This is a genomic window from Pedobacter rhodius (genome assembly GCF_027213645.1).
GTDB lineage: Bacteria > Bacteroidota > Bacteroidia > Sphingobacteriales > Sphingobacteriaceae > Pedobacter > Pedobacter rhodius.
Genome location: NZ_JAPWGL010000001.1, coordinates 1059722 through 1084464, shown reverse-complemented (window position 1 = coordinate 1084464; position 24743 = coordinate 1059722). Strand labels below are relative to the sequence as shown.

The 24743-nt window shown below is 39.0% G+C and carries 19 protein-coding genes; 7 read left to right on the top strand and 12 right to left on the bottom strand.

From position 1 onward, the window contains the following. Window positions 1-11 precede the first annotated feature (11 nt). Window positions 12-3089: a SusC/RagA family TonB-linked outer membrane protein gene (locus O0931_RS04600; protein ID WP_269414374.1), complete on the bottom strand. Its 3078-nt coding sequence runs from the start codon at window positions 3087-3089 to the stop codon at window positions 12-14. Between the two features lie 234 nt (window positions 3090-3323). Between O0931_RS04600 and O0931_RS04595 the strand changes: the two genes are divergently transcribed. After that, the gene (locus O0931_RS04595; protein WP_269414373.1) at window positions 3324-4226 is read left to right on the top strand and encodes an AraC family transcriptional regulator; all 903 of its coding nucleotides are present in this window, start codon (window positions 3324-3326) and stop codon (window positions 4224-4226) included. 282 nt (window positions 4227-4508) lie between these two features. Here the strand turns inward: O0931_RS04595 and O0931_RS04590 are convergent, their stop codons facing one another. The 6 genes from O0931_RS04590 to O0931_RS04570 form a co-directional block, all read right to left on the bottom strand. Next, the gene (locus O0931_RS04590) at window positions 4509-4688 is read right to left on the bottom strand and encodes a fibronectin type III-like domain-contianing protein (protein ID WP_269414372.1); all 180 of its coding nucleotides are present in this window, start codon (window positions 4686-4688) and stop codon (window positions 4509-4511) included. Between the two features lie 117 nt (window positions 4689-4805). Continuing rightward, window positions 4806-5132 (bottom strand): hypothetical protein, encoded by a 327-nt coding sequence (locus O0931_RS04585; RefSeq protein WP_269414371.1) that lies wholly within the window; start codon window positions 5130-5132, stop codon window positions 4806-4808. 73 nt (window positions 5133-5205) lie between these two features. Further along, complete coding sequence (locus tag O0931_RS04580; RefSeq protein WP_269414370.1) at window positions 5206-5880, bottom strand: hypothetical protein; 675 nt, start codon at window positions 5878-5880, stop codon at window positions 5206-5208. An 18-nt stretch (window positions 5881-5898) separates the two neighbouring features. Beyond that, on the bottom strand, window positions 5899-7362 hold the full coding sequence (locus O0931_RS04575) for a patatin-like phospholipase family protein (RefSeq protein ID WP_269414369.1): 1464 nt from the start codon (window positions 7360-7362) through the stop codon (window positions 5899-5901). A gap of 378 nt (window positions 7363-7740) precedes the next feature. After that, on the bottom strand, window positions 7741-7884 hold the full coding sequence (locus O0931_RS20200; protein WP_487362614.1) for a cellulose binding domain-containing protein: 144 nt from the start codon (window positions 7882-7884) through the stop codon (window positions 7741-7743). A 14-nt stretch (window positions 7885-7898) separates the two neighbouring features. Continuing rightward, complete coding sequence (locus O0931_RS04570; RefSeq protein ID WP_269414368.1) at window positions 7899-9173, bottom strand: DUF4861 domain-containing protein; 1275 nt, start codon at window positions 9171-9173, stop codon at window positions 7899-7901. 536 nt (window positions 9174-9709) lie between these two features. On the opposite strand from O0931_RS04570, the gene O0931_RS04565 reads away from it, so the two are divergent. Both O0931_RS04565 and O0931_RS04560 read left to right on the top strand, forming a co-directional pair. Continuing rightward, window positions 9710-10297, top strand: a complete 588-nt coding sequence (locus tag O0931_RS04565; protein ID WP_269414367.1) for a GDSL-type esterase/lipase family protein — start codon at window positions 9710-9712, stop codon at window positions 10295-10297. A gap of 61 nt (window positions 10298-10358) precedes the next feature. Next, window positions 10359-11087 (top strand): esterase family protein, encoded by a 729-nt coding sequence (locus tag O0931_RS04560; RefSeq protein ID WP_269414366.1) that lies wholly within the window; start codon window positions 10359-10361, stop codon window positions 11085-11087. 941 nt (window positions 11088-12028) lie between these two features. Here O0931_RS04560 and O0931_RS04555 read toward each other — a convergent pair. From O0931_RS04555 to O0931_RS04535, 5 genes are all read right to left on the bottom strand, one after another. Beyond that, a complete protein-coding gene (locus tag O0931_RS04555; RefSeq protein ID WP_269414365.1) occupies window positions 12029-13549 on the bottom strand; it encodes a choice-of-anchor I family protein in 1521 nt (506 codons plus the stop codon). Between the two features lie 164 nt (window positions 13550-13713). Next, window positions 13714-14835: an alkaline phosphatase family protein gene (locus O0931_RS04550; RefSeq protein WP_269414364.1), complete on the bottom strand. Its 1122-nt coding sequence runs from the start codon at window positions 14833-14835 to the stop codon at window positions 13714-13716. A 130-nt stretch (window positions 14836-14965) separates the two neighbouring features. Then, complete coding sequence (locus O0931_RS04545; protein ID WP_269414363.1) at window positions 14966-16564, bottom strand: SusD/RagB family nutrient-binding outer membrane lipoprotein; 1599 nt, start codon at window positions 16562-16564, stop codon at window positions 14966-14968. Between the two features lie 23 nt (window positions 16565-16587). After that, window positions 16588-19869 (bottom strand): SusC/RagA family TonB-linked outer membrane protein, encoded by a 3282-nt coding sequence (locus O0931_RS04540; RefSeq protein WP_269414362.1) that lies wholly within the window; start codon window positions 19867-19869, stop codon window positions 16588-16590. Between the two features lie 181 nt (window positions 19870-20050). Further along, window positions 20051-20626, bottom strand: a complete 576-nt coding sequence (locus tag O0931_RS04535; RefSeq protein WP_269414361.1) for an HD domain-containing protein — start codon at window positions 20624-20626, stop codon at window positions 20051-20053. A 150-nt stretch (window positions 20627-20776) separates the two neighbouring features. Here O0931_RS04535 and O0931_RS04530 point away from each other — a divergent pair, with 150 nt between their 5' ends. The 4 genes from O0931_RS04530 to O0931_RS04515 all read left to right on the top strand — a co-directional run bounded on the left by O0931_RS04530 (window position 20777) and on the right by O0931_RS04515 (window position 24559). Next, window positions 20777-21355, top strand: a complete 579-nt coding sequence (locus O0931_RS04530; protein ID WP_269414360.1) for a helix-turn-helix domain-containing protein — start codon at window positions 20777-20779, stop codon at window positions 21353-21355. Between the two features lie 78 nt (window positions 21356-21433). Then, window positions 21434-22117: an HAD-IA family hydrolase gene (locus O0931_RS04525; RefSeq protein ID WP_269414359.1), complete on the top strand. Its 684-nt coding sequence runs from the start codon at window positions 21434-21436 to the stop codon at window positions 22115-22117. A 4-nt stretch (window positions 22118-22121) separates the two neighbouring features. Beyond that, window positions 22122-23432 (top strand): DUF5690 family protein, encoded by a 1311-nt coding sequence (locus tag O0931_RS04520; RefSeq protein ID WP_269414358.1) that lies wholly within the window; start codon window positions 22122-22124, stop codon window positions 23430-23432. Next, on the top strand, window positions 23429-24559 hold the full coding sequence (locus O0931_RS04515; protein WP_269414357.1) for a TIGR03364 family FAD-dependent oxidoreductase: 1131 nt from the start codon (window positions 23429-23431) through the stop codon (window positions 24557-24559). The genes O0931_RS04520 and O0931_RS04515 overlap by 4 nt, the downstream gene beginning before the upstream one ends. The last annotated feature ends 184 nt before the right edge of the window (window positions 24560-24743 follow it).

Here is a 24743-nt window from a genome sequence, read left to right as displayed (position 1 = left end):
CAGATTAAGGGTTATTTAAGATTTACATTTAAACCGAAAGTAAATGTTCTCGGTACTGGGTAAGCTGAATAGTCTAAACCTTGTTTTAACGAGCTTGGTGCGTTACCGTTAAGATCGGTACCAATTTCAGGATTTATACCATCATAATTTGTAAACACAAAAGCTTGTTGTACACTGGTGAAGACCCTTACACTTTTTAACCATTTTACTTTTTCTACCGGAAGGCTGTAGCCTAATGCAATATTTTTTATGGTTAAATAACTTCCATCCTGAACAAAGCGGGTATGAAACTGCGCACGGTCATCTCCGGTAGAGGCCGTTGTTTTGCCGTATTTACCTGCACCCGGGTTTTGAGGCGAACGCCAGCGATCTTTTACCTCTTTAAGTACATTAAATACACCGTCCAGGTTTGTCGTACCTTCATCCATCATTCGGGCAATATCATTTCCATAAGAACCACTCGCTACAATAGATAAATCAAAGTTTTTGTAAGCAAAGCTGTTCGTAAAACCGAACACAAATTTCGGGAACGGATTACCAATAACCGTTCTGTCTCCTTCTGCATCACCATATTTAATTACGCCATCGCCATTCAAATCCCTGAACTTAATTGTTCCAACCTGTGAGTTTACACTTTTTGGCGAATTATTAAAGTCAGCCTGGTCTTTGTAAACACCATCCTGTATCAATCCCCAGAACTGACCGATTCTTTCACCAACCCTGGTTATGGTACGGGCGGTACCATCAGAAACATATAAATCGTTGCTTAATGAAGATAATGCCAATACCTTATTATCACTGAAAGCAATATTAAAATTGGTATTCCATTTAAAGTTACCCACTAAATTGTTCGTCGTAAGCGCAAATTCATGTCCCCAGAATTTGATTTCACCAACGTTACCGGTAAAAGATGAAAATCCGGATTCACGCGGAACAGATAAAGAGAATAAAAGATTAGAGGTTTTTTTAGTGTAATAATCATAAGTAAAATTGATGCGGTTATTCAATATGGCCAAATCAACACCTAAATCGAGCTGCTTGGTTGTTTCCCACGACAATTGTGTGTTTCCTAAACTGTTTACCGCTATTCCACTCGCAGTTGTAGAACCGAAAGGACTGTTTACCGCACTTGCTACACTGGCATACTGCTGATAGTTTCCCAAGTTATTATTTCCTGTTATACCATAGCTACCGCGAATTTTAAGGAAAGAGATTGGTTTAAAATTTTGTAGAAAAGATTCTTCACTAACTACCCAACCAGCAGATACGGACGGGAAGTTACCCCATTTCTTATCTACGCCAAAGCGTGAAGAACCATCACGGCGTATACTCGCTGCCAACAGGTATTTACCTTTATAACTGTAATTAAATTTCGCAAGAAACGAAACCAGGCTCCATTCCTGAATATCAGAAGTAGAATTGTTTTTTATCAGGGCTGCAGAAATTGTTTCTATCCTGTCATCCGGAAAATTAGAACCACTGATGGTGCTGTAATCACTGCGATATTTCTGTTTGGTAAAACCACCTAATATATCAAAATTATGGTCTTTAATTTGTTTTGAATAACCGATAGTATTTTCAGATAACCAGGATAAGTATTGATAATTTGAATCGAATAAGTTTGCTGAAAGCGCACTCGGTGCAGAAGCAAAGCCTCTTGATGCTGTAGAAGGCTGGAACGAGTGAAATAAGGATTGCGCAAAATCCACGTTAATGCTTGATTTTAAAACCAATTTCGGAATTGGCTCATATTCTAAATAGCCATTCGAAAGTATCCTGTTGTCTTTTGATTTATTGGTAATGTCCTGAATTGATCTTACCCAGTTTGGTGTTGGGAAAGAGGTAATTCCGGGTGTGGTTACGGAAACCGGGTACGAGCCATCAGGGTTCTGATAGTTCAATATAGGTGGGGTTAACAAAGCATTGTTAATTAAACCACCGCCACCAAAAAACATTCCATCTGTTGATGGTGAATTGTTTACCGTATGTGTTGGCGCTAAGTTTAAACCTAACTTTAGTTTTTCATTTAATTTAAAAACCGAATTTACACGAACAGAAAAACGTTCATAGTTCGAGTTCAGCAATACACCATCCTGTTTAAAGTAACCTGCAACAACGGCGTTACTAAAATTCTCTTTATTGGTGTTAATGGAAACGCTGTAATTGGTTATAGGTGCTGAACGTAACATGGCATCATACCAATCAACCCCTTCACCGTACTGCGATGGATTTTGTAAGGCAGCAGGTACAGGCTGACCCAAATCTTCATAATATTCTTTTTTAAATTGCGCCCACTCTGTTCCGTTCATCATATCAGGCCTGCCTTTTTTCGGCACCTGTTGTGTACCTGTATATACATTTGCCGAAATATTGGTTTGACCGGATTTTGCCGTTTTGGTGGTTACCACAACCACGCCGAAAGCAGCTCTTGAACCATAAAGAGAGGTTGATGCAGCATCTTTTAATACGGTGATGTTTTCGATCTCATCCGGATTGATGTTACTGATATCGCCCGCTATCGGGAAACCATCAACAACATATAACGGCGCATTACCTGTGCTAATAGAAGCACCGCCACGTATACGAACCTGTAAACCCAGGCCCGGCTTTCCTGATGCCTGGTTAATTTGTACACCTGCAAGCTTACCCTGAAGCTTCTGGGTAACCTGGGCCGCGGGAATATCCTGAAGTTCTTTACCATTAACCGTTTGAAGTGCACCTGTAGAACTTCTTTGCGTGGTATTTCCATAGGCTACCACAACAACATCATCCAATGACTGGGTTTGTTCCGTTAATTTTGCATTAACAACGGTTCTGTTTCCGACCTGAATTTCGGCAGCTTTAAATCCGACAAAGGAAAAAACAAGTACGGAATTACTGTTTGGAACGGCTATCTTATAATTTCCGTCGCCATCGGAACTCGCCGTAGTTTGACTTCCCTTAACAACAATACTTACGCCTGGCAATACCTCGCCCGTAGAAGACGTCACCTTTCCGGAAACGGTTATCGGCTGTTGCTGGGCCATTAAGGGTTCTGAAATTAAAAAGAAACACGCAGTTGCGCAGATGCCAATTAAGTAATTGAGCATAACCTTCCTAAAAAGGTTTTTAAATGTAAAAATCTCCATAAATTTTTAGTATTTGGTTAGTAACTATTTGAGTTAGTTATCAATTGTAAAACTAATGCTTGCTTTGCCTGTAGAAATACACGATTTGATTATTCAGATATAAATTTTGACTTTTACCATTCTTTTAAACCGGAGTTCACTATTTTGAAAAAATTATACCATTTGAAATACATTGCATAAATTCAATTAAGGGATATGATTAACTATTTTAAATACCTTCCAGTTAGTGATGAGGAAAAAATCTGGGGATTGTATGTACTTAATGCCGGCTGTACCCGCATCGAACCCAATCAGGCTTATCCTTATAAAAACCATCCTTCGCACCATAATTTCACCTGGGAGAATGGCCGGATACTAAATGAATTTCAGCTTATATACATTACCAAAGGCCAGGGTATATTTGAATCAGAGTCGGCAGGAAAACTGGAAGTAGCAGCAGGCAATATTATTCTTTTATTTCCAGGAGAAAGGCATCGTTATAAGCCGAACAGTGCTACAGGCTGGGATGAGTACTGGATTGGTTTTCAGGGCGGAATTATAGATAACCTGGTGTCAAACAATTTCTTTACCAAAGAGAATCCAATTACAGATTTAGGTTTTAATGAGCGGATATTAAATACATTGCTCGAAATTATAGAAAGAACCAAAGAAGAAAAATCTGGCTACCAATCCTTAATATCCGGCGCTGTGCTGTATCTTTTGGGTCATATCCATAGCAGTACAAGGCAGGTCGATTTTAATGGTAAAGAAGAACTGGTTAAAATGATAGATAAAGCGCGGGTGATATTAAGGGCTAATATCGACGAGAACATATCCCCAGAAGAGGTGGCCAGCGAACTAAAAGTAAGCTATTCGTATTTCAGAAAAATATTTAAAACCTATGTCGGCATATCGCCGGGACAATACCTGATACAACTTAAAATACAAAGAGCGAAAGAACATTTATTAAATCCTGAAAAATCTATTAAGCAAATAGCTTATGATTTAAACTTCGAATCAAATTTTTATTTTTCCAAAATTTTCAAGGACAAAACCGGCTTTACCCCTAACCAGTACCGGGATATGCAGAACGTAAAAATGAAATCGGCTAAGGTTTAGAAACCATTTACTCAGGATTAACAATTTACATATCTGCTCAACTGCTCAAAACCTTTGTAGTGAGCGTTTCGACAGGCTCAACGTGACAAGTTGAAGGAATTTAAAAGGAAACTAACTTGATAGCTTTCTACATCAATTCACTAATCGTAAAGATTTTCACCACCTAAGAAACCTTAGAACATATAAGCTTAAGTTTATATTTCTTAGGTTAATTAAGGTGTCTTAGGTGGTGATTTAAAAAAAAACAAACGTAAAATTCTGATTGAATCAGATACTGGTAGACTATAACATAACCGCTTTGCTTACCCTAATGTCTTTTGATGAATTCCCTATATCAATCAGGTATTTCCCGCTATCGGCTACCCAGGTTTTCTTCTTCTCATCGTAATAAGAAAAAGCATCTTTGTTAAGTACAATCTTTATGCTTTTGGTTTCACCGGTTTTCAGCGGCCCGTTCTCCATTAGAGTTTGTAAAAAACCATATTTTTATTCTTTAGCGCATATACTCGAAAATCTCTTTAATTCTAATGCAGCAATAGAATCCAACGCTCTGCTTTATTTTATTATTGAGTTAATTTTTTATTGAACACCCTGATTCCAACCAGATCCGGTAGATTGTCTGGTATTCATATCTATATCCTCTTTAAATGTACCAAGCTTAAGCACGCCCATATAGCTCTGCTCATCGCTATCCCAAATGTAATCAGCATATACATCATACCAAACTTCTGCTCTTGTAACGTTTCGGCCTGAGTTTCTATGCTTAATCTGTTTAGTAATTACAAAATAATCACCTGATAAGGGCTGCTTGTAAACTTTTCCAACCTCATCTGTAGCACCATACCAATTAAGCCAGGCATCAGGATTACCCGTATTGAAATCGACCAGTAAAGAAAATATCTGCATACCGCCGACCAGAATGCATTTTGTTCATGAATTGAAAATTTAACCCTTTAAGCCTGCTTGAACCATAGGAATACTACAAATGGTAACTCAACCCTTCTTTTTTTAATTTTTCTATTAAAACAGGCTTGTTCATAAGCTTATTGGCCAGGATAAAAATTACAATTTCAACGATTAAAACAAGCAGGTAAATGGTATGTTCTACGTAAAAAAAGCCCCTAAGCCAAAAGTACAGCAAAGCAGAAAGGCTGCAGAATAAGCCAAAAGAAGAAAGTCCCCATTTTGCAATTTCGAGCACTTTATACACATTAAAAAACCATTTACTCATTTCATCCGGCGCATGGATTTTAAATAATAAATATACATTTTCAACAAAGTCGCAAAACCAGGCGATAAGTTGCGCATAGGCCAATACCAGGAAAAATACTTCTCCAACCGGACCACTTTTAGAGGCGGTTTTCAGGCATAAAAACAGAATAGAAAGATAGGCTCCGGGCATAAAGAAAAAGTCTATAATAAGCTGCAGCCTTAATGCGTTAAATACTTTTTTAGAAACGCCTTCCAGCAATCCTATTCCTTCTATAAGATTTTTTAAGGATTGAGGTGTAGCTGGAAACTGAAGATCCAGGATCGAGAATTTCCTAATCGTTTTATTATAGGTGTAAAAATACCTGGCGCACCTCGACATAAAAAAAGAGCAAATCAACATAAGGTTAAAATAGCCAATGAAATAAATCCAGTTTAATGTCATGATATTAGGTTTAGTTTATTAGTTTTTTTGCGCTTCCTGGTTAAAGTTAATTTGCATTTCGGTTCTCAATCTTTTGTATTCCTGCCAGTCGAAATTTTCGAGAAAAGCGCCAGCTGCTTCTGCGCCTTTACAAAACATATCGAGCTTATCTTTATCTGTTAAAAAGAAATTCAGCCAGTTAAATTCAAAAAGTTTAATGCTGCCAATTCCTCTTTTAAATACTAAATTCTTTTCTAAGAAATCTTTATCATAATAATACCGAACCGTATTGAACAGCTTCCAGATATACCCGGTTAAACTCCATTTATCAGATTCATTTCTGGTTTTATCTTTTGGATCTACATCATCTAGATCAATCCCAAATACCGGAAGTCGCGGTTCTAAAACTTTCGGGTTATAAAAAATACTTACCGGAAAATTAGATAACATTCCGCCGTCTACAAAACGTACCGTAGAAGGTATTTGCGTTTTATCAATCTTCAGGTGTTTGTCCCAGGCTTCCTGTATTTTAATTTCCTGAACAGGTATATTTCTTATCATGTGAGATTCAAAGAAAATCGGAATGGACATCGACGCCCTTACAAATTCTCCCGGATGCATATTTTGTTCATCAACACGAAACAAATCGGCCATGAGCGGCAGCTGAATTTTATTTTCGGTAACCAGTTCAGATACTATGAAGGTAACATCACCGGCAAGTGAGCTGGCATTTGCATTACTTCCTGGCCTCATCTCAAAATTTGGGATGGTTGATGCTTTTTTATTTAACTGCGCAACGGTACTCACCCCATTTTCATCCATTCGTTGTTTTATCCAGGATAAAAAAGTATTTCCGGGATTAATGCCATAGCCCGAAACTTTTAACTTTTCAAAGATATAAACGGCATAAAAAACCATGAAGGCCATAATTAACATAATGATGCCTGTAAACACCATTGACGTGATTGCCGCAACCCGGCCCCAGTCATAAAAGTTAGAAAAACCAATAAACAAAATGTCCATAAAAAATAAGCCAACCAATGCCATTAGCAAGCCTTTTATTAAAAAGTTAACCCGTTTTTTAAAACTCTTATTAGACACCACATTTTTTATTAACCAGCGCGCAAAAGGGTGCCCGTCTACGAAACTGAAAAAATCCATTTCACAGAGGTACTTTAATATCTTTTCGGATTTTGGTTTGTTTTTTTCATCAATTACGGTCATTAATGCCGTATTGATTGCACCTGCGCTGGTACCCGCTAATCTTAAAAACCGAATGCCAACCGCTTCCAGAATATAGGTATAACCCACCAACGCAACGCCCAGCACACCTCCACCCTTTTGAACCAGGTTAACGTATTGATTTTTCTCTCGGTCATCCAGCGTATCAGAAACCACAAGCCTTTCGTAATTATCTCCAAACTTAGCCCTAAGTTTCTGCAGAACATTTTGAACCCTGCCGTCGGCAATAAAATCTTCTACTTTAATATTCGCTTTTGCCATAAAATTTATTTATCCATAGTTAATTGATTATGATTTAGTTTGCCATAAATCTATTTAATAAGATAATGGTTAGCACTTTGTCATAAGTTTAAAAAGGTTGAAGAATTGGTTAATAAAGTTAAATGTAAGCGGAACAACAAAAAATACTTAAAATTAAGTATTTGCAAGAATAAATGAGGTAAACTGCGAAGTAAAAAGTTTATGAAATGATGTTAAAACAGTACGAAAATTTTAAATTTCGGCTGGATATAAAATTATTTAATTCTTCAATACAAAGCTTTTCATCAGATTTAATCATATAAAAAGAGAGCATCCATCGGGACTGATCTCTTTTACTAAGCAAATAAATAAATTTTAAAGGTTGAAGGTTATTTATAATTACTGAGTAAGCTCCGTGCCATAAATAAGGGCACCCTGATAATATACCGTAATGTTAGGATTCATGGCAAATGGTGCTACCGGAAGATAAGAATAATCATTTGTTTCATTAAAATTAGACCAGTTAGAAGATAAATTGACAATTTAATAAACAAACATCACTTCCAGCTCAAATTTAGGGGCTGGTCTGCTAACTTAAGCTGCTCATTTAAAAACAAATTGAACTTTGCAGAATCAGAAAACCGGTAATCGCTGGCCTGCCAGCAGGCATAAAACCGGAAAGTGGGTTCAATTTTTTGCTTTTTAGACTGGAAGTAAACCAGGTAACTGTCTTTTATATCTTTTTCTGACGAGGTTGTTTGTTTAAAAGCTTTAACCAATTGATCGGGAACGATAATTGCTAAACCGAGATTATCTTTATTTTCACTTTGCAAGCCGTATGAATATAAAGCCCTGGCATGTTTTCCATTCATTTCACTCGCTTGTAGTCCGTATAAATTGGCAAACCCGGTAACCAGATTTGCATTTTCAGGCATATTCTCAGCAACGATACGACTCTGATAATAGTATTGACCACCCCAAATGCTGATTTCTTCAGTGAGCGATATCGGTCCATAACCTTTTGCGAAATTCCATTCAGGGTAGTGCATTCTAAAAATAGCTCTCAATGGTCCGTCTGCTACTTGCTCATAAATTACCTTACCCATATTTACCCCACCCAACCGAATCAGTGAATCTTTTCCATCGGGGAGTTTAAGGGATAAAGCTAAAGCGCCAGCACTTAGTGATGAGCCTACCTTATATATATCCATCCCCCATGAGGCTTTATTATGGTAAATAACTGCCGGATTTACCCCCACGGTATCCATCATCATCGCCTTGGTTGTTTTTCCCCAGATATCCTTCCCGTTCCGGATGTCGAAATACAGCCTGAAACCCACCATATCGTTTTCCCAGGCGGGGCCCTCTGTTAAAAAAGGCGGTAATTTTACTTTGCTAAAATTTGTATTTAATTGCCCGGCGGGTATTGCATCATTGGGAATATTTGGTCCGAATGTGTCATCCGCATTCTTTCTGCGTTGCCTTACATGGGCACGCCTTAGCCCTTTTTTGGGTTTTTCATCACGGATACTTATTGAAAATACAGCTTTTTCATTGGCTTTAAACGAATGTAGAAAAATAACCTCATCCCAACTGCCATCCTTATCCAAATCATCAAACTGCAAGGACTGTAGCTGTTTATTTACATCTTTTATGGCTACATATTTTTTATCATCCAGGCCTTTTATTTTATTAATTAAATCTTTTTTCCTGAGTATAACCAATTCGTCCATCCTGGCTACAGGCGCAGGATTGTAAAGCATAAAATTTTTTTCCTGACAAAAAGCCGGTGCCCAGCATATCGATAACAGGATAAAGAAGTAAAATCTCATATTTAATTTAATAGTCAGTAAATGATTTCGAAGTTAAACTATAATTTTTTCTGCGGCAACATCTTTCCAAACAATAAGCCACCCCGATTGTGGCAGCTTCTTCCAAAAGCACTGTACGCTTTAATATACCTGCAAGGCGCTTAAATTTAATAATGCCCGCACCTCGCTTTTAATAATACACTTGCCCTGGCAATATTGCCGCCTATTAAAATAACTTCATGTTTATGTTCCAAAATAACCGGCCATAAAAATCGGCAAGATTTAATTTAAATTCATTGAAAATTATCTGAGTATAATAACGTTTAGAGAATTCCCCTTTTTTAGAAGGTGCCCTACAGGACGGGGTGTTTTACCTGTCCCGGCCGGACGGGCTTTTTGTTTTTCAGACAAGCTTATATTTTTATTGGTCTTCAAGCTTGCTTCGCAGGTTTGACAACAAAAAAAGGCCGGCTACTAAGAATAGCTTAACGAACTTATAGTTAAAATTTAACATTGGATAATGTTTTATTACGACGCATTAATTTTATCTTCACAGTATGTACTGGTATGAACAGGAGGTTAAGCAATTAGAACACCTAAATGAAAGGAAAAAGCATAGTGATCCAATTATTTTTTATGGAAGCTCATCAATACGCTTATGGCATTCATTAGAAGCAGATTTTCCTGGGCGGAAGGTACTCAATCTTGGCTTTGGCGGGTCGACACTGGCCGCCTGCGTTTGGTTTTTTGAACGGATTATGGCAGACTGCACACCTGAGGCATTCGTATTTTATGCCGGTGATAATGATTTAGGTGATGGCAGAAACCCCGAAGAAATATTTATATTTTTTCAACAATTAGTCGTAAAAGCCATGCGAAGTTTTGGCCCGATACCTTGTTATTTTATCTCCCTGAAGCCAAGTATTTCCCGTTGGCAGATGGCTGAACAGTTTAAGTATACCAATAACCTTATTGAAAGCGAAATCATCAGGATGAACGATAACTGGAAGTTTATTAACGTTTTTAAAAAAATGCTCGATAAATCCGGGAACCCAAATCCGGCATATTATGACCATGACGGCCTTCATTTAAGTGCAGCAGGATACCTGTTGTGGAAGGAAATTATTCTTGAAAAACTAGCTTAATCATTACCATTTATTAATATGTAAATAACATCGAAGCATTATTTTCAGTTAATATTTAAATATGCACAGAGAATACCATAAATGGTTCAGCAATAATCTGCAAAGGGATATGGAACTTTTGGTTTTTGGGCATTCCGGCCGTGCCGTATTGTTCTTCCCTACCCGTATGGCAAGGTTTTACGATTACGAAAACTGGGGCATTGTAGATGCCCTTAAATCTTTAATCGAAAATGGCGAGCTCCAGCTTTTCTGTTTGGATAGTATAGATGCAGAGAGTTTTTACAATGATGATGTATTCCCGTCGGTACGGATTGACCGGCACCTGCAATATGAAAAATATGTTTTAGATGAAGTGCTGCCATTGATTTATTTAAAAAACAATGGAGGCTACATAGAAACCGCGGGTTGCAGTATGGGTGCCTATCATGCCATAAACCTCGCGATGAAGTATCCATGGCTGTTTAGAAAAGCTGTTGGCATTAGCGGGCGATACGACTTAACAGATGCGCCCGGAGATTTCAAAGATCTGATGAATGGATTCCGTAATGAGGTAGTTTATCTGAATATGCCCGCCCAGTTCATCACTAATCTGAGCGACAACCATCTAATTAACCACCTCAGGCAAATGGAAATTATACTTGCGGTAGGTGAAACCGATCCATTCCTTGGCGCAAATCAATACCTGAGCCAAACCTTATGGAATAAAGGAATTCAAAACCAGTTTCATACCTGGGAAAGCAATGCGCATCGCCCCCATTACTGGCGGAAAATGGTTCCGCTTTACATTTAAAAAAACTCCTTCGACAAGCTCAGGATGACAATATTTTCTGCTTTTTGCCCCCATGGTCTGTGTCTCACAGACCATAAACCTTAAATTTTGATACCTGTCTGTGAGGCACAAACCGGGGCGTTAGTAAGCGACCTGTTTGCTTCAACTAAAAAACTGGATCGGAATTCGTCATGCGATAGCTATCGGATTCGAGCGCGGTCGAGAAATCTTTGTACCTGAAAAACTAAATTCAAAGATTTCCTTCTGTTTAATATAAAAAAGCAACTTGCTGTGCTTCAGCCGAAAATCCGGAGCGGAATTCGTCATTTCGAGGGATAATTTATTTTGTAAAAATCAATATAAATGACGTTTACCATTTGCATTCCCCTCTTTTAGAGGGGTGACCGCAGGGCGGGGTGTTTATTTGTCCTGGCCGGACAGGCTTTTTTGTTTTTCAGAGAAGTTTATATTTTTATTGGTCTTCAAGCTTGCTTCGCAGGTTTGGCAACAAAAGAAACAAAACCGAGCATTTTGCGAGCTCATTAATACAGTTAAAAACAATAATAACTAATTAATAATTGCCGGCTGAAAATTATTCATAAGTATTTTTTGTTTTAATAGGTATTCATGAGGGCTACGCCGTTTTTGTATTTAAGGTTGTGCTTTGGCTTGGATAATACATCCCCAAAAATTTGTTAGGCCGGTTTAAAGCAGAACGGAGAAACAGTGCCAAGGCCTTATAAAACGCAAACACACATAGTCCATAACTTGATGTATATCATTGAGTTAAAAAATAACGTCAATGGTAGCGCAGCCGAGAAATCTTTGTACTTAAATCCGGTCGGTAAGACTGACCCTTTAGAAGTTCACTTAAAAAAATATCGGTCGGTGAGACACCGACCGATAGATTACATAAATCATTACTTAAAATGATAATTAGCTTTTATTAAAATAGTCTATTTCTACAATTTATTTGGCTGGAAAAATTTAACCGTTCCATCGCCCTCGCTGGCAACAACTAGTAAACTTCTGCCATTCGGACTATCTTTCGGTTTAACAAACAATACCCCTTCAGGTGCATCTCCGGTAGAAAATAACTGAACAAATTTAGGCATTGCCGGCGTGGTCACATCATAAACGGCAATCATATCTACACGTTCCATGCCGATGAAAGCCAGTGTTCTTCCATTCACTTCCGCTACCGTTACACCTTCAACTTCTACCCCTTTATTATCCGAACGCTCATCATCATATTTACCTGCATCAATTACATGCTGCTCTAAATCCTTGCCTATGTTTGCAACCAATGCGCCTGTGCTTGCATTCAGAATGCTTAAACTTCTCCCGCCGGTTGCATATAATTCGTCATAATCTCCGTCGCCATCGGTATCACCAAAAGCTTTCGTTACCGTTAACCGGCCCAGGTTTGCATCAAGCTGTAAGGTTGCAGCCGTTGGAAATTTTGTCGGATCCAGCTTTAAGCTTTTTACCCTGGCCTCTTCATCATATCCTTTCCAGGCCCTTGTATCTCCTTCGTTTGCCAGTGCTACATAAGATATGCCTCCGGTTGTAAAATAAGAGATTGCATCAGGCAGGTAAAAAGCTTTAATCGGCCAGTTCGACAGCGCAATTTTATTGTCTTTATCGCTCACATCGAAAGGATTTTCGGCAAGGTTGATGTCTCTTGTACCAAGTGGATTAATTTTAGTAATCGTACCTGAAACAATATCTATCTCTGCAACGCCGTTGTTCTCCTGGAGGGTTACATAAGCCTTTTTTGAATCAGCACTTACTGCGATGTATTCGGGTTCTATATCCTGCGCAAAAGTTGCCTTTGGACCATAAATCCTGAAACCTGCCGCCACAAGGTTTGCCTTCTGCGATTCAAATCCTGCGAAATCAAGTGTTTTTACCGAGTAATTATCTTTAATGTTAATGATTGATACCGTTCCTTTTGGATCTACGGTGTAATCATCACTAGGTTCTCCTTCATTAGCGGATAGGATATAATTGCCATCCGGACTAAAAGTGACCATATCGGGCATCGCACCAACTGTAATTTTTTTAACCTCTTCTAACGTCGATGTTTTTAAAACGACAACATCGCCATTTCCCTGCTTATCAGCGCCGTCCAGAGCAATGGCCAGTAAACCATTGCTAACAGCAACACTGTTTATGCCTGCGTTGGCTGAAAAATTTATGGTTTTGGATTTTGAAAGACTCGGGTAATTGCTTAAATCTACAACCTCAACTTTAGCGCCACCTTCGTTACTCACCACAAAAAGCTTCTTTGTTGATGGATCGTAGGCTGAAATTTCTGCTGAGGTTTCGCCACCAAGATCAATTGATGCGATTTCCTTAAAACTTGCTATATCTTCAGGTACAATCGTTATTGGTTCTTCAATAGGCTCTGATATTTTTTTACAGGAGGTGCTAATCACCGATGCCATTAATATGGCAAAAAAGAGTTTTTTACAGTTCATTGGTTTATTATCTGAGCTGCAAAAATAAACGGCACCAACGTTAATTGTCAGTGCCGTTTTATTATCATTTCATTAAGAAATCATTAAGGATTAAAAGGTTACAATCAATCTGATAGTTTTTTAAGCCCAAATAAAATCGTAAATATCAAAGTCAATTACGAACGCTACTTTAATACTGTGCTAATTGCATCTCCCACCTCATGACCTGCATGGCTTTTAAAGTCGAAACCTAAAAGTTGAGAAATGGTTTGTGCAAGTTGTTTATGATAAACGATAGTTTGTGTTTTAACCTCACCTTTACCGGGTGTATCGGGTCCGATAACAGTGAACCAGGTGTTTTCTGCCCCTTTAACAGCTGCGCCATGATCTTTCCATTTATCCATTGGCTCATCACCCCGGCCATGATCGCAGGTAATCAGTAAAGTAGTACTGTCTTTGTAAAACGGATCTGCCTGAAGCATTTCCCAAAGATTTTTAATATAACCATCTTGCTGCTTTGCCCGGTCGAGATAAAATTTATAATTGCCCGCATGGGCCATATCATCGGTTTCGTCAAAAGCAATGTAAAGCACCCGGGGTTTATATTGTTTCAGATATTCCTTACTGAATTGATAAGTGATAAAATCCAGTCGGGTGGAATCGCCCAGGTAATGCGGCACACTATGCTGTAACTCATTCAGGTAAGTTAACCTGGCGTTAGCATCTTTATTTTTTAAATCGGCATAACCTGAATAAACCGGCAAACCCGAACGACTGGTATTTAATATCTGCGGAAACCGTTCCCAGGAAGAAAATGCAATTACTTTTCCCTTAAACCCATCCTGCTTATTCAGGTATTCCAATACATTCATATTTGGATTTTGAATGGCATCGTTGGTATTCATCCGCTTATCCGGAAAGCCGGTAAATAATTCATTATAACCCGGATAAGAGAAACGATATGGATTTGAAACTTCAACCTTATTGCCGGCATCCCGGTTACCATATAGCTGACCTTGTTCGGCTATGGTACTCCATAAAAAGGGAAACAACATTTTTCTCCTTTCGGTTGCGGATGCACTCCAGTATTTTTTCTGCACTTCTTCCCTATCCTCTGTATATTTAGAATGAATAAGTACCGAATCCGCTCCCCTGAAAACTTCCTGCCATCGCATGCCATCTAAGGTAACGATGATAAGGTTTTTAGTCTTTGCAGATTGTGAAAAGGAAGTCGCCGTTAGCACCAGGCAACCGATAAATAGAATTAACTTTTTCATTTCTGGTTTTTCAATAAAGAGGTGTCTCATAAATACGAAATGTCATTTTGAGCCTGTCGAAAGACTTGCACAAACTGCCTTTTTTGGCGTTTCGACAAGCTCAACCTGACAATATCCTAAGATAAATTGATTTATGAGACAGCCCCGGGATTAAAAAATATTATTTAAGTATCCACATCACACCGTTAATATCATCATTACCACCAAACTGACTCACCAATGCAGCCTGGTAGTTTTTAGCATTTGACGTCCGTTCTGCTGATGAATATTTAAAGCGAAGGGCTATACGGCTTCCATTTCCTGTTCCCGGCCCTGTGGTAAAAGCCGGAATCCCGGTACGCCGATAAGTAAAGTATGATTCAAGTCCCGAATGCCTGAATAAAGCCAGGTATTTCTGTTGTAAGATTTGGGTAATTCCTGTAGTACCTGCTGTATATTTTACAGCTGCCTGATTATAATAAGTGTTAAAATCTACCGGAATGGTAAATGTGTCATAATTCGATGAAGCAGTTACATCTGTTGAACCCGGCCTGTAAAAGTAGGCAGTAAAGCTTCCGCTTTCAGGAATACCATAAGATGCCATAGAAGCCTTGATTCCGGCAGTATAGTACGTTTCTGCATTACCATTTGCCCATCCGCGGTTAATTCCTTCCGCAATATTAAACATCAGTTCAGGGTAACCAATTTGTATACTTGGTTCACCCGTATAGGTCGAATAAAAATATTTACGGTTAATAAAAGAATACTTTTGTAAGCCCGCGTTGTTATACATAACACCTAAGTCCAAACCTGCATCGGCCCCTACAAAAGATGCAAAATCTGTTGCGCTTTGTTTTAAATTATCTACCCGGTCTCTTGATGGTTCTGCGGTAACATAAACCCTTGGATCTTTAAGTTGAGTAAGCAGTCCGATATAGGTTGCAGAGGTGTTTTTTCTCGAACCACTCTGTCCAAAATTATTCGGATTCATTGGGTAATAATTGTTAGGCGCAATAAAGATATATTGCAGGTTGTCCGCATTACTCGTCATTAGCGGGTATTTTGCAGGATTACCAATTATTGATGCAAATTGTGAGATAATGCCCAGATCCGCATCTGCAGTTTTTTTACTTAACTGAATTAGTAAACGAATCCTCAGGGCATTCACTGCTTTCTGCCATTTAGTTAAGTCATTTTTAAAATAAATGTCATTGCTTAAAGTTGCACCAGAGCCGGTACCTGCTACTGAAGGGTTTTTGATAATCATATCCAGATCTGTATTGGCGCTTTCCAGCCAGGCGAGCGACTGCTGCATTACGGTTTTTTGCGTATCGTAAACAGGCTCAAGATTATCGAGGCCTTTTAAAGCCTGCGTCATTGGAATATCGCCCATTTCCAGGCTCATTTTACTAAAAAAATAGGCTTTAAAAAATTTACCTAAGGCTTCGTATGGATTTACAGCAGCTCCGCCGGTTGCCAGCGCTTGTTGTTCCATTGCAACAACGTTTTTCAGCGTGGTGTAATAGTCGTCACCACTGCCAAAATCATAACGGTTGTTTCCGTAATAGTCGTAGTTGTATAAATAATACTGCCCGTAAATTTCTTTCTGGCCATCCGGTAAATCCGGTAAGCGGTTTAATACGCCATTCAATAATAGAGCCGCCGATACACTATTGGGCTTATTATTATTTAAAGTGAGTTCATCAAAACTCTTTTTACATCCTGTTATAAACACCATCAGTGCAATCGGGAACAGGTATATATAGATTATCTTTTTCATAATTATGGACATGTCGGGGGGGATTAAAATGATATGTTTAGGTTAATACCATAGCTGCGAACAGTTGGCGATTGTAAGCCGGTTGACGCTGTTGCATAGTTATACTGATCAAGATCTACATCTTTAAAGCGCTTATCTTTATAGAAGTACAATAAATTACGTCCGTAAAGTGATACGGATGCCTTTTGAATAAAGGATTTGGCGAGCAGTTCTTTTGGAAATGTGTAACCTAATGTTACTTCCCTTAATTTTGTAAAGGTTTTGCTCATCAGGTTCGCTTCATCTACGTTATAATATTTACTTACATAATCCTGTACAAAGGCAACACGCGTATTTGGTGCATATTGCAGGGCAGCATAATTTAGTACAGCACCTGTATTAGAATCGTAGTTAATGGCTGTGCCATTGGAAATGGTAACACCCTCTCCAACATAGGTACCATTATAACCTGCTTTCCCGAAATTTAGCCAATCCTGGTAACGGGCAGCACCCAGGGCACCCTCAGCAGTTTCCGCATTTGCGCCGCCACGCATGGTTTTATTATGCATATAATCAATAATTACCCCGCCAACAGAACCATCGAACTGTATGCCCAGGCTGTAGTTTTTATATTGGAATTTGTTATATATACTCCAGCTGAATTTTCCGATTTCATTGCCTAAAAACTGTGCTGTAGGATTTACCAGTGGTTTACCTGCTGCATCATTTATAATCTGGCCGTCGGGTGTACGTACGAAAGCCGTTCCATATAATTTGTCTGTTCGGTCGCCCGCCTTAAAAAATGTAGCATAAGTACTCTGCCCCTGAGGAAGTTCTTTATATACTTCCTTATAAGTTGAAATATTTGCCAAAATGTTCCAGCTGAAACCGTCAGGATTTAAAAATACATCTCCGCTTAAAGAGCCCTCATATCCTGTTTTTTTGGTTTTTAATGCGTTTAAATATTCAACTGTATAACCTGTGGAAGTTGAAATGGCATTTGGAAGAATTCTGGGTCCATCAATATATTGAAATGCAGTTCCGCTAAAGCCAAGACGGTTTTTCAAAAACTTAATGTCGAAACCTTCTTCATAATTCACACGGGTTGATGTTTTGATTCCATTCTGATATAAATAATCTGATGCATAGCCCGCTGTCTGGCTGTTATACGGTTTGCTCGTTGCGTATGAAGTATTAAGCGAATAATCCGGACCATTGTATGGTGAATTATAAGTTGTACCATAGCCCAGCGGATTATTAAATAAAGATGAACCTGTGCTGCCCCCAAAAGCGGTAATCGAACTGAAAGGTGCAGGACCGATTGTGGTCGCGGTGGCATCAGAACGGATATTGGAATAAGAAGCCCTTGCTTTCAGAAAACTGATGAAAGATGGCATTTTAACATAATCTGATATAACGGTCGCAATAGATAAACTTGGATAGAAATAGGTTGTAGGCACCTGGAAAGCTGAAGATTTATCTATCCGTCCGGTGGTTGAAACCGTAGCAAACTTACCAAAGCTCGCATCCAATGAATAATAAGCACTTAATACCCGCATCCCTGAACTGAAACTTGTTGCCTGCACCGGGTTTTTGGAATTACTGAATGCATAAACACCCGGTACGTTCAGGTAGTCGGTCGAAACCCAGTTCGAGTTATAAGACATGTTGCGCATATTCCCGCCTATCAAACCTGAAAGATTTACAAAGTTTTTTATCGTGTAATCGTAATTCACCATTAACTCTGTGTTGTTATCAAAAAGATCGCGCCTGTCTTCACGATAATCGCCTTCATTACCCTCACGTCCGTAAGGGTGTGCAGAAAACGGCATTTTTTCGGTACGTAAAATATTATAGGTATCTATCTGGCTACGCAAGGTGGCGTTCAGGTTATCATTAATCTTGTAGTTGGCCAATAAATAACCGGTTGTATTATTTTTATAATGGCCACGGGTCCATTCCTTAACCATAAACCATGGGTTATGGTAACGGGTGTATTCAGCAAACTGCTGTTGAATACCTACTTTTCCAGGTTGCCAGATGGCTTTAATATCAGGGGCGTTCACATCCCAGTCGGCACCTGTCCAGATGGCCAGGTTGTAAATTAAACTATTCGGACCATATTGTACATCCGGAAAATTATCAGTCGTTTGCCTGTTGAAATTAACGTTACCCTCAAATTTCCAGCGTGGACTTGGGTTAAAAGACGCATATATATTCGCATTTGCAATGTCCAGGTATTGTTCGGGAATGTAGCTGTCCTGATGTTGCTGAGATGCAGAAAAGCGAATGGTATAGTTATCGCCATTTGATGTGAGCGCCAGGTTATTATTGGTCTGGTAACCGGTACGCAGAAAATTTGTGAGGTTATTTGCACCACGAGCCGTGTATGGTGTAGGTTGGCGAACCCCATTAATTACAGGACTATCGTATTGAGCAATCAACTGGCCATTGAAGTAAGGGCCCCAGATATCATAATCCGCATCAACACCACCCGGTGCACCGCCTTTTCCATCCACAAACTGGTAAAATGTATTTTCACCTGCACCATATGAATGCTGCACCCGTGGGAAAGCCAGGAAACCACTGTTAAGCACGGTACTACTATTTATATCAATGGTTAATCCTTTTTTATTTTTATTACCTTTTTTTGTGGTAATCAAAATTGCGCCGTAAGATGCCCTGTTGCCATAAAGTGCCGCAGCAGCCGGACCTTTTAATACCGTGTACGTTTCAATATCATCAGGACTGATATTATAGGTATCTGTATTAATCGGGAAACCATCTACTACATATAATGAAATTGTATTGCCACGTATCGAAACATTAGGGGCTCCCAGAAGTTCGGCAGACGGACCTACAGACAAACCGGCTACTTTTCCGATTAAACCCGTAATTGGATTTGGATCACGCGCAAGCGTTAAATCCTCACCTTTAACCGTTGAAACAGCATAACCAAGTTTTCGGTTTTCTTTTTTAACACCCAAAGCGGTAACCACTACTTCATTAAGTGTTTTATTATCACCAACCAGTTTAACAACAACAGCATCATTATTATTATTAACGGTTATTTCTTGGGTAACAAATCCCAAAAACCTGAATTCGAGCACCTGACCAGGGTTGGCTGTAAGAAGAAAACGCCCGTAGTTATCTGTAGTTGTTCCGGATTTGGAACCTTTAATCATCACGCTCACGCCCGAAAGCGGCTGATTGGTTTCATCATTAACGGTACCTGATATTTTATTTTGGGCAAATAAAATAAATGGTGAAAGGCAGCACCACACAAAGAATACAAGCCTTTTTAACTGGGGGTAAAAATGTTCCATTTCTGCTAAATAATTTTAGTTTAGAATTATTCAGCAATATTAAAATTTGTTTATTATTTGTAAACTAAGTTTAAATTAAGTAAACTTTAAATGATTATTGATTTAAAATTAAGGCAGCATCGAAATGTTAATAAAACCAATACAATAAAGTTAAAATATCTTAACATTATGTAAATACAAATTAGATTTGATTAAGGTGATTTAGGGCCAGTTCCTTTAAATGTGCAATATTATTTACCGGTATCTTGGTCAGTTTAGCTTCGTCATCCCAGTGGCGCATCCTGATGATTAAGCCTGCATCCGGATTTTTTTCAAAGACCGCTGCTTCCTCTTCGGTCATCACACCTCCCTGAAAATTTAAAGTGGTTTTACTGGCCTCAGAGAGTTTATCGTAATATTCGGGATGCTTGTAAGTTAAATACCGTTTAGCCAGAACATGGCCGCTAACCAATGATGTTAACCGGGCCGAGAAACCCCGTTTACGCAAGTAATCGGCTCCGATTTTTTCATGATCGATATTCCCCATTCCATTCATACTACCCGCTTCTGCACCTGAAACGCAAAGGTGTCCGATGTCATGAAAAAAAGCAGCCAGCACAACTTCATCATCATAACCTTCTGCATCAGCCAGACCCGCCGCCTGAGACATGTGTTCTAATTGTGAAACCGGTTCACCGATGTAATCTTCATGACCATGATTTTCATACAAGGCAAAAATTTCCTTAACAATTTCTTCTGGTTTTAAAAGCTGTTCCATAATGGTAAAATGAATGCAAAAGAAACAGATTCATGTTAGCTCAGGATTAAATTTTTATAATTTAATACACATCAGATGAAAATAAATTAATTTCTTGCCTTCTTTAAATTTATTATCTAATTTCCGCCAATTCACAAATAAGAGATACCGATGGAAGATGATGTACTCATTCAAATTAGCAACCGCATTAAAGAAAGACGCCGGGAAAAGAACATTACGGTACAGGAACTTGCATCAAGGGCAAATGTCAGCAAAGGACTTATATCACAAATAGAAAACAGCCGTACAATTCCTTCGCTTATTGTGCTTATTGATATTGTAAGGGCGCTCGAAATCGACCTGAATATTTTCTTTAAGGATATCCAATCCGGCCATCAGGAATTCCCATTAATCATCCGGAGAAAAGAAGAATACGATTATTTTGAAAAAGAACATGCGGGAGGCTTTCATTACCATAGAATCTTCACACAGTCTATTAAAAAATCGACTGTCGATATTGTAATCCTCGAGCTGGAGCCAAATGCATCAAGGCCCCAGGTAAAAACAGAGGCCTACGAATACAAATACATTTTAAGCGGGCGTGTAGAATACCACTTCGATAAAAGCATTTACCGGTTAAATCAGGGCGACTCCATGCTTTTCGATGGCCGCTTATCTCATACACCCAAAAATCCGGGGACTGAAAAAGCGATTATGCTGGTCATTTATTTTTTTGAAAACCCAGATTAAATTTAAACATAACTTAACATTACGTTAGTTTATAATTAATAAACTTAGTTTAATATTGCTAAACAAAATTATTTAGCAATGTCCATTAAATTAGTTGTATTTGACATGGCCGGTACAACGGTCAGAGACGAGAATAAGGTAACGGAAACCTTTAAAGCCGCACTTCACAAATTTGGCTACCTGGTTCCTGATGCAGTCATAAATCCTTTAATGGGTTATGAGAAAAGCCTGGCAATTACCAAAATGTTGCATCAATACGAACCGGATGCAAATAAAATAACCCAATCTCTTATTAATGATATTCACCAGGAATTTATTCGCCTGATGATCGGTTATTACCAGCAGACACATTTATTGGAATCGCTTCCCAATGCGGAATCAACCATGAAAACACTACGTAATGCAGGTATAAAAGTTGGTATTAACACAGGCTTTTCTAAAGACATTGCCGAAACAATTGTGACGCGTTTAAAATGGCGGGAAAAGGGTGTTTTTGATTACCTGATTGGTTCGGACGAGGTAAAAGAGGGTCGCCCCAACCCTGCAATGATTTATTCGATGATGAAACTTGCTGGCATTTCTGATGCCAGTGAAGTTGCGAAGGTTGGAGATACTGAAGTTGATGTTAGAGAAGGCCAGAATGCGGGTTGCAAATTTGTTATTGCGGTAACAACAGGCGCATTTACACATGAAGCACTCGAACCTTATCATCCAACCCATATTATAGATGATATCGCCGATATCCTTGATATAATTGACTAAGGTTATGGCGATCCGGGAAAACTTAAAAGCCAATATCGCAGGCTGGCCATACTGGTTAACTTCTGTTTTGGCCGCCTTAGCAGCCTTTGGTGCTTATTCATGCATGTATGCTTTCCGAAAAGCTTTTGCAGCAGGCACTTATACAGACCAAAGCTTTATGAAGGTTGATTATAAGGTATGGCTGGTTATTGCTCAGGTTATTGGCTACACTTTAAGTAAATTCTATGGTATCCGTTTTATTGCAGAACTGAAAGGAAAAAGCAGAGGGCTCACCATTTTATTACTGGTTGGCAGCGCCTGGATGGCCTTACTCGGCTTTGCGCTTGTACCTGCACCTTATAATATTTTTTTTCTCTTTCTGAACGGTTTTCCGCTTGGCTTAATCTGGGGTTTAATATTTGGTTACCTGGAGGGGCGGCGTTCAACTGAGTTTATGGCATCGGTATTATCAATCAGCCTGATATTTGGTTCGGGTTTTGTTAAAACAGTTGGCCAAACTTTAATCCACTCTTATCAGGTGAGTGAATATTTTATGCCTTTTATTGCCGGCGCACTATTTGTATTGCCGCTTGCAGGTTTTGTATTCCTGTTAGACCTGATGCCTTTACCGACAGCACAAGACAAATTAATGCGAACGGAGCGCAAGCCGATGAATGCGAAAGAAAGAAAACAGTTTATACTTCGTTTTTTGCCTGGCATTATACTTACACTACTCATTTATGTTTTGTTAACGGTTATGCGGGATATACGCGACAATTTTGAAGTGGAGATTTGGGACAGTATCGGGATTAAAGACAAAAACATTTACGCTAAAATAGATGGCCGGATATCGATCGTGGTTCTATTTGCTATGAGCCTGTTATTCCTGATCAAAAAAAACCTGAAGGCCTTTAGCGTTATACATTTGCTTATAATTGGTGGCTGTATACTGATAGGCACTTCTACCCTGCTATTCACAGCCCATGTGATAAATCCTGTTACCTGGATGACCATGGCCGGACTTGGTCTTTATCTTGGTTATATTCCTTATAACGCCATATTTTTCGAAAGGATGATTGCCACTTTCCACGTCAAAAGCAATGTAGGTTTCGTTATGTACCTGGCGGATTCAATTGGCTACCTGGCAAGCGTTAGTGTTTTACTGGTTAAAGAATTCGGACGGCCAAACATTAGCTGGGGTACATTCTTTATTGAAGGTATTGGTGTTGTTGCTGTTGTAGGAACAATTTGCTCCATATTATCTTTAATTTATTTTTATCAGTCTGCACGCAGAAATAATAGTACTCATCATAATTTAAAATTTTCGACAATATGAATAAACCATCTGCAATCGTAATCGGCGCAGGAATTGTAGGACTGGCTACTGCACGTGCGCTCGCCATAAGAGGTTACCAGGTAACCATATTTGAGCGTAATGAACGGGCAGTTGGCGCATCCATCCGGAATTTCGGGATGGTATGGCCTATCGGGCAGCCTACAGGTCCTCTTTTTGATCGGGCCATGCTGTCGCGCCGTATCTGGAAAGAAATTTGTATGGAGGCTGGCATCTGGCATGATGAGGTTGGTTCGTTACATCTTGCCTACCACCATGATGAACTTCAGGTTTTGGAAGAATATGTTACCATAAACCAGGCATACCGGGACTGTGCTTTATTAAGCCCCGCCGATGCTTTAAAGAAATCGGAAGGAATAAATCCGGATGGTTTAAAAGGTGCCTTGTGGAGTGGAAACGAAATGATTGTGGAGGCAAGGGTAGCGATTGGAAAAATCGCAGAACATCTTGCAGAAAAATACGGCGTTAAATTTTACTGGAATACGGCAATAAGCCATGTGGAAAAATCAATTGTAAAATCAGGCAATAATTCGTGGCAGGCAGATGAAATATTTGTTTGCAGTGGTGCTGAATTCGAAACATTATACCCGGAACTTTTCCGTTCATTCGGCATTACAAAATGCAAATTACAAATGCTTCGATTTGCCGCTCAGCCGGAAAACTGGCGGATTGGACCGGCACTTTGTGGCAGCTTAAGCCTGATTCATTATCCAGGCTTCCAGGCTGCACCATCATTACCCGAATTACGAAAACGATATGAAGGCGACTATGCCGAATATTTAAAATGGGGCATCCACGTAATGGCCGCCCAAAACCATAATGGTGAAATTACCATAGGTGATTCACATGAATATGGTCTTGTACACGATCCTTTCGACAGGGATTTTATAAATGAAATGATTTTAAAATACCTTAAAACATTTACAGCCCTGAAAGATACCCGTGTGATACAAACCTGGAATGGCATATATCCGAAAATGACTGGTGGCCAAACCGAAGTTGTATGGCAGGCAGAACCAAATGTTACCATTATTAATGGCCTCGGCGGAAACGGAATGACCTTATCTTTCGGGCTCTGCGAGCAGGTTATTGCTTCAAAGTTTGATTAATCTTTAATAAAATATAAACTCCTGTTATTAATCTCCTCAGACACCTAAGAAAAATATAAGTGTAACATAATATTTCCTGAGTTTAACTAAGGTTTCTTAGGTGGTAAACAAAAAAATTTAGTCTTTATTTCTTTAATGATTAGCTATTCTTCACCACCTAAGATACCTGAGAAAATAATATAAG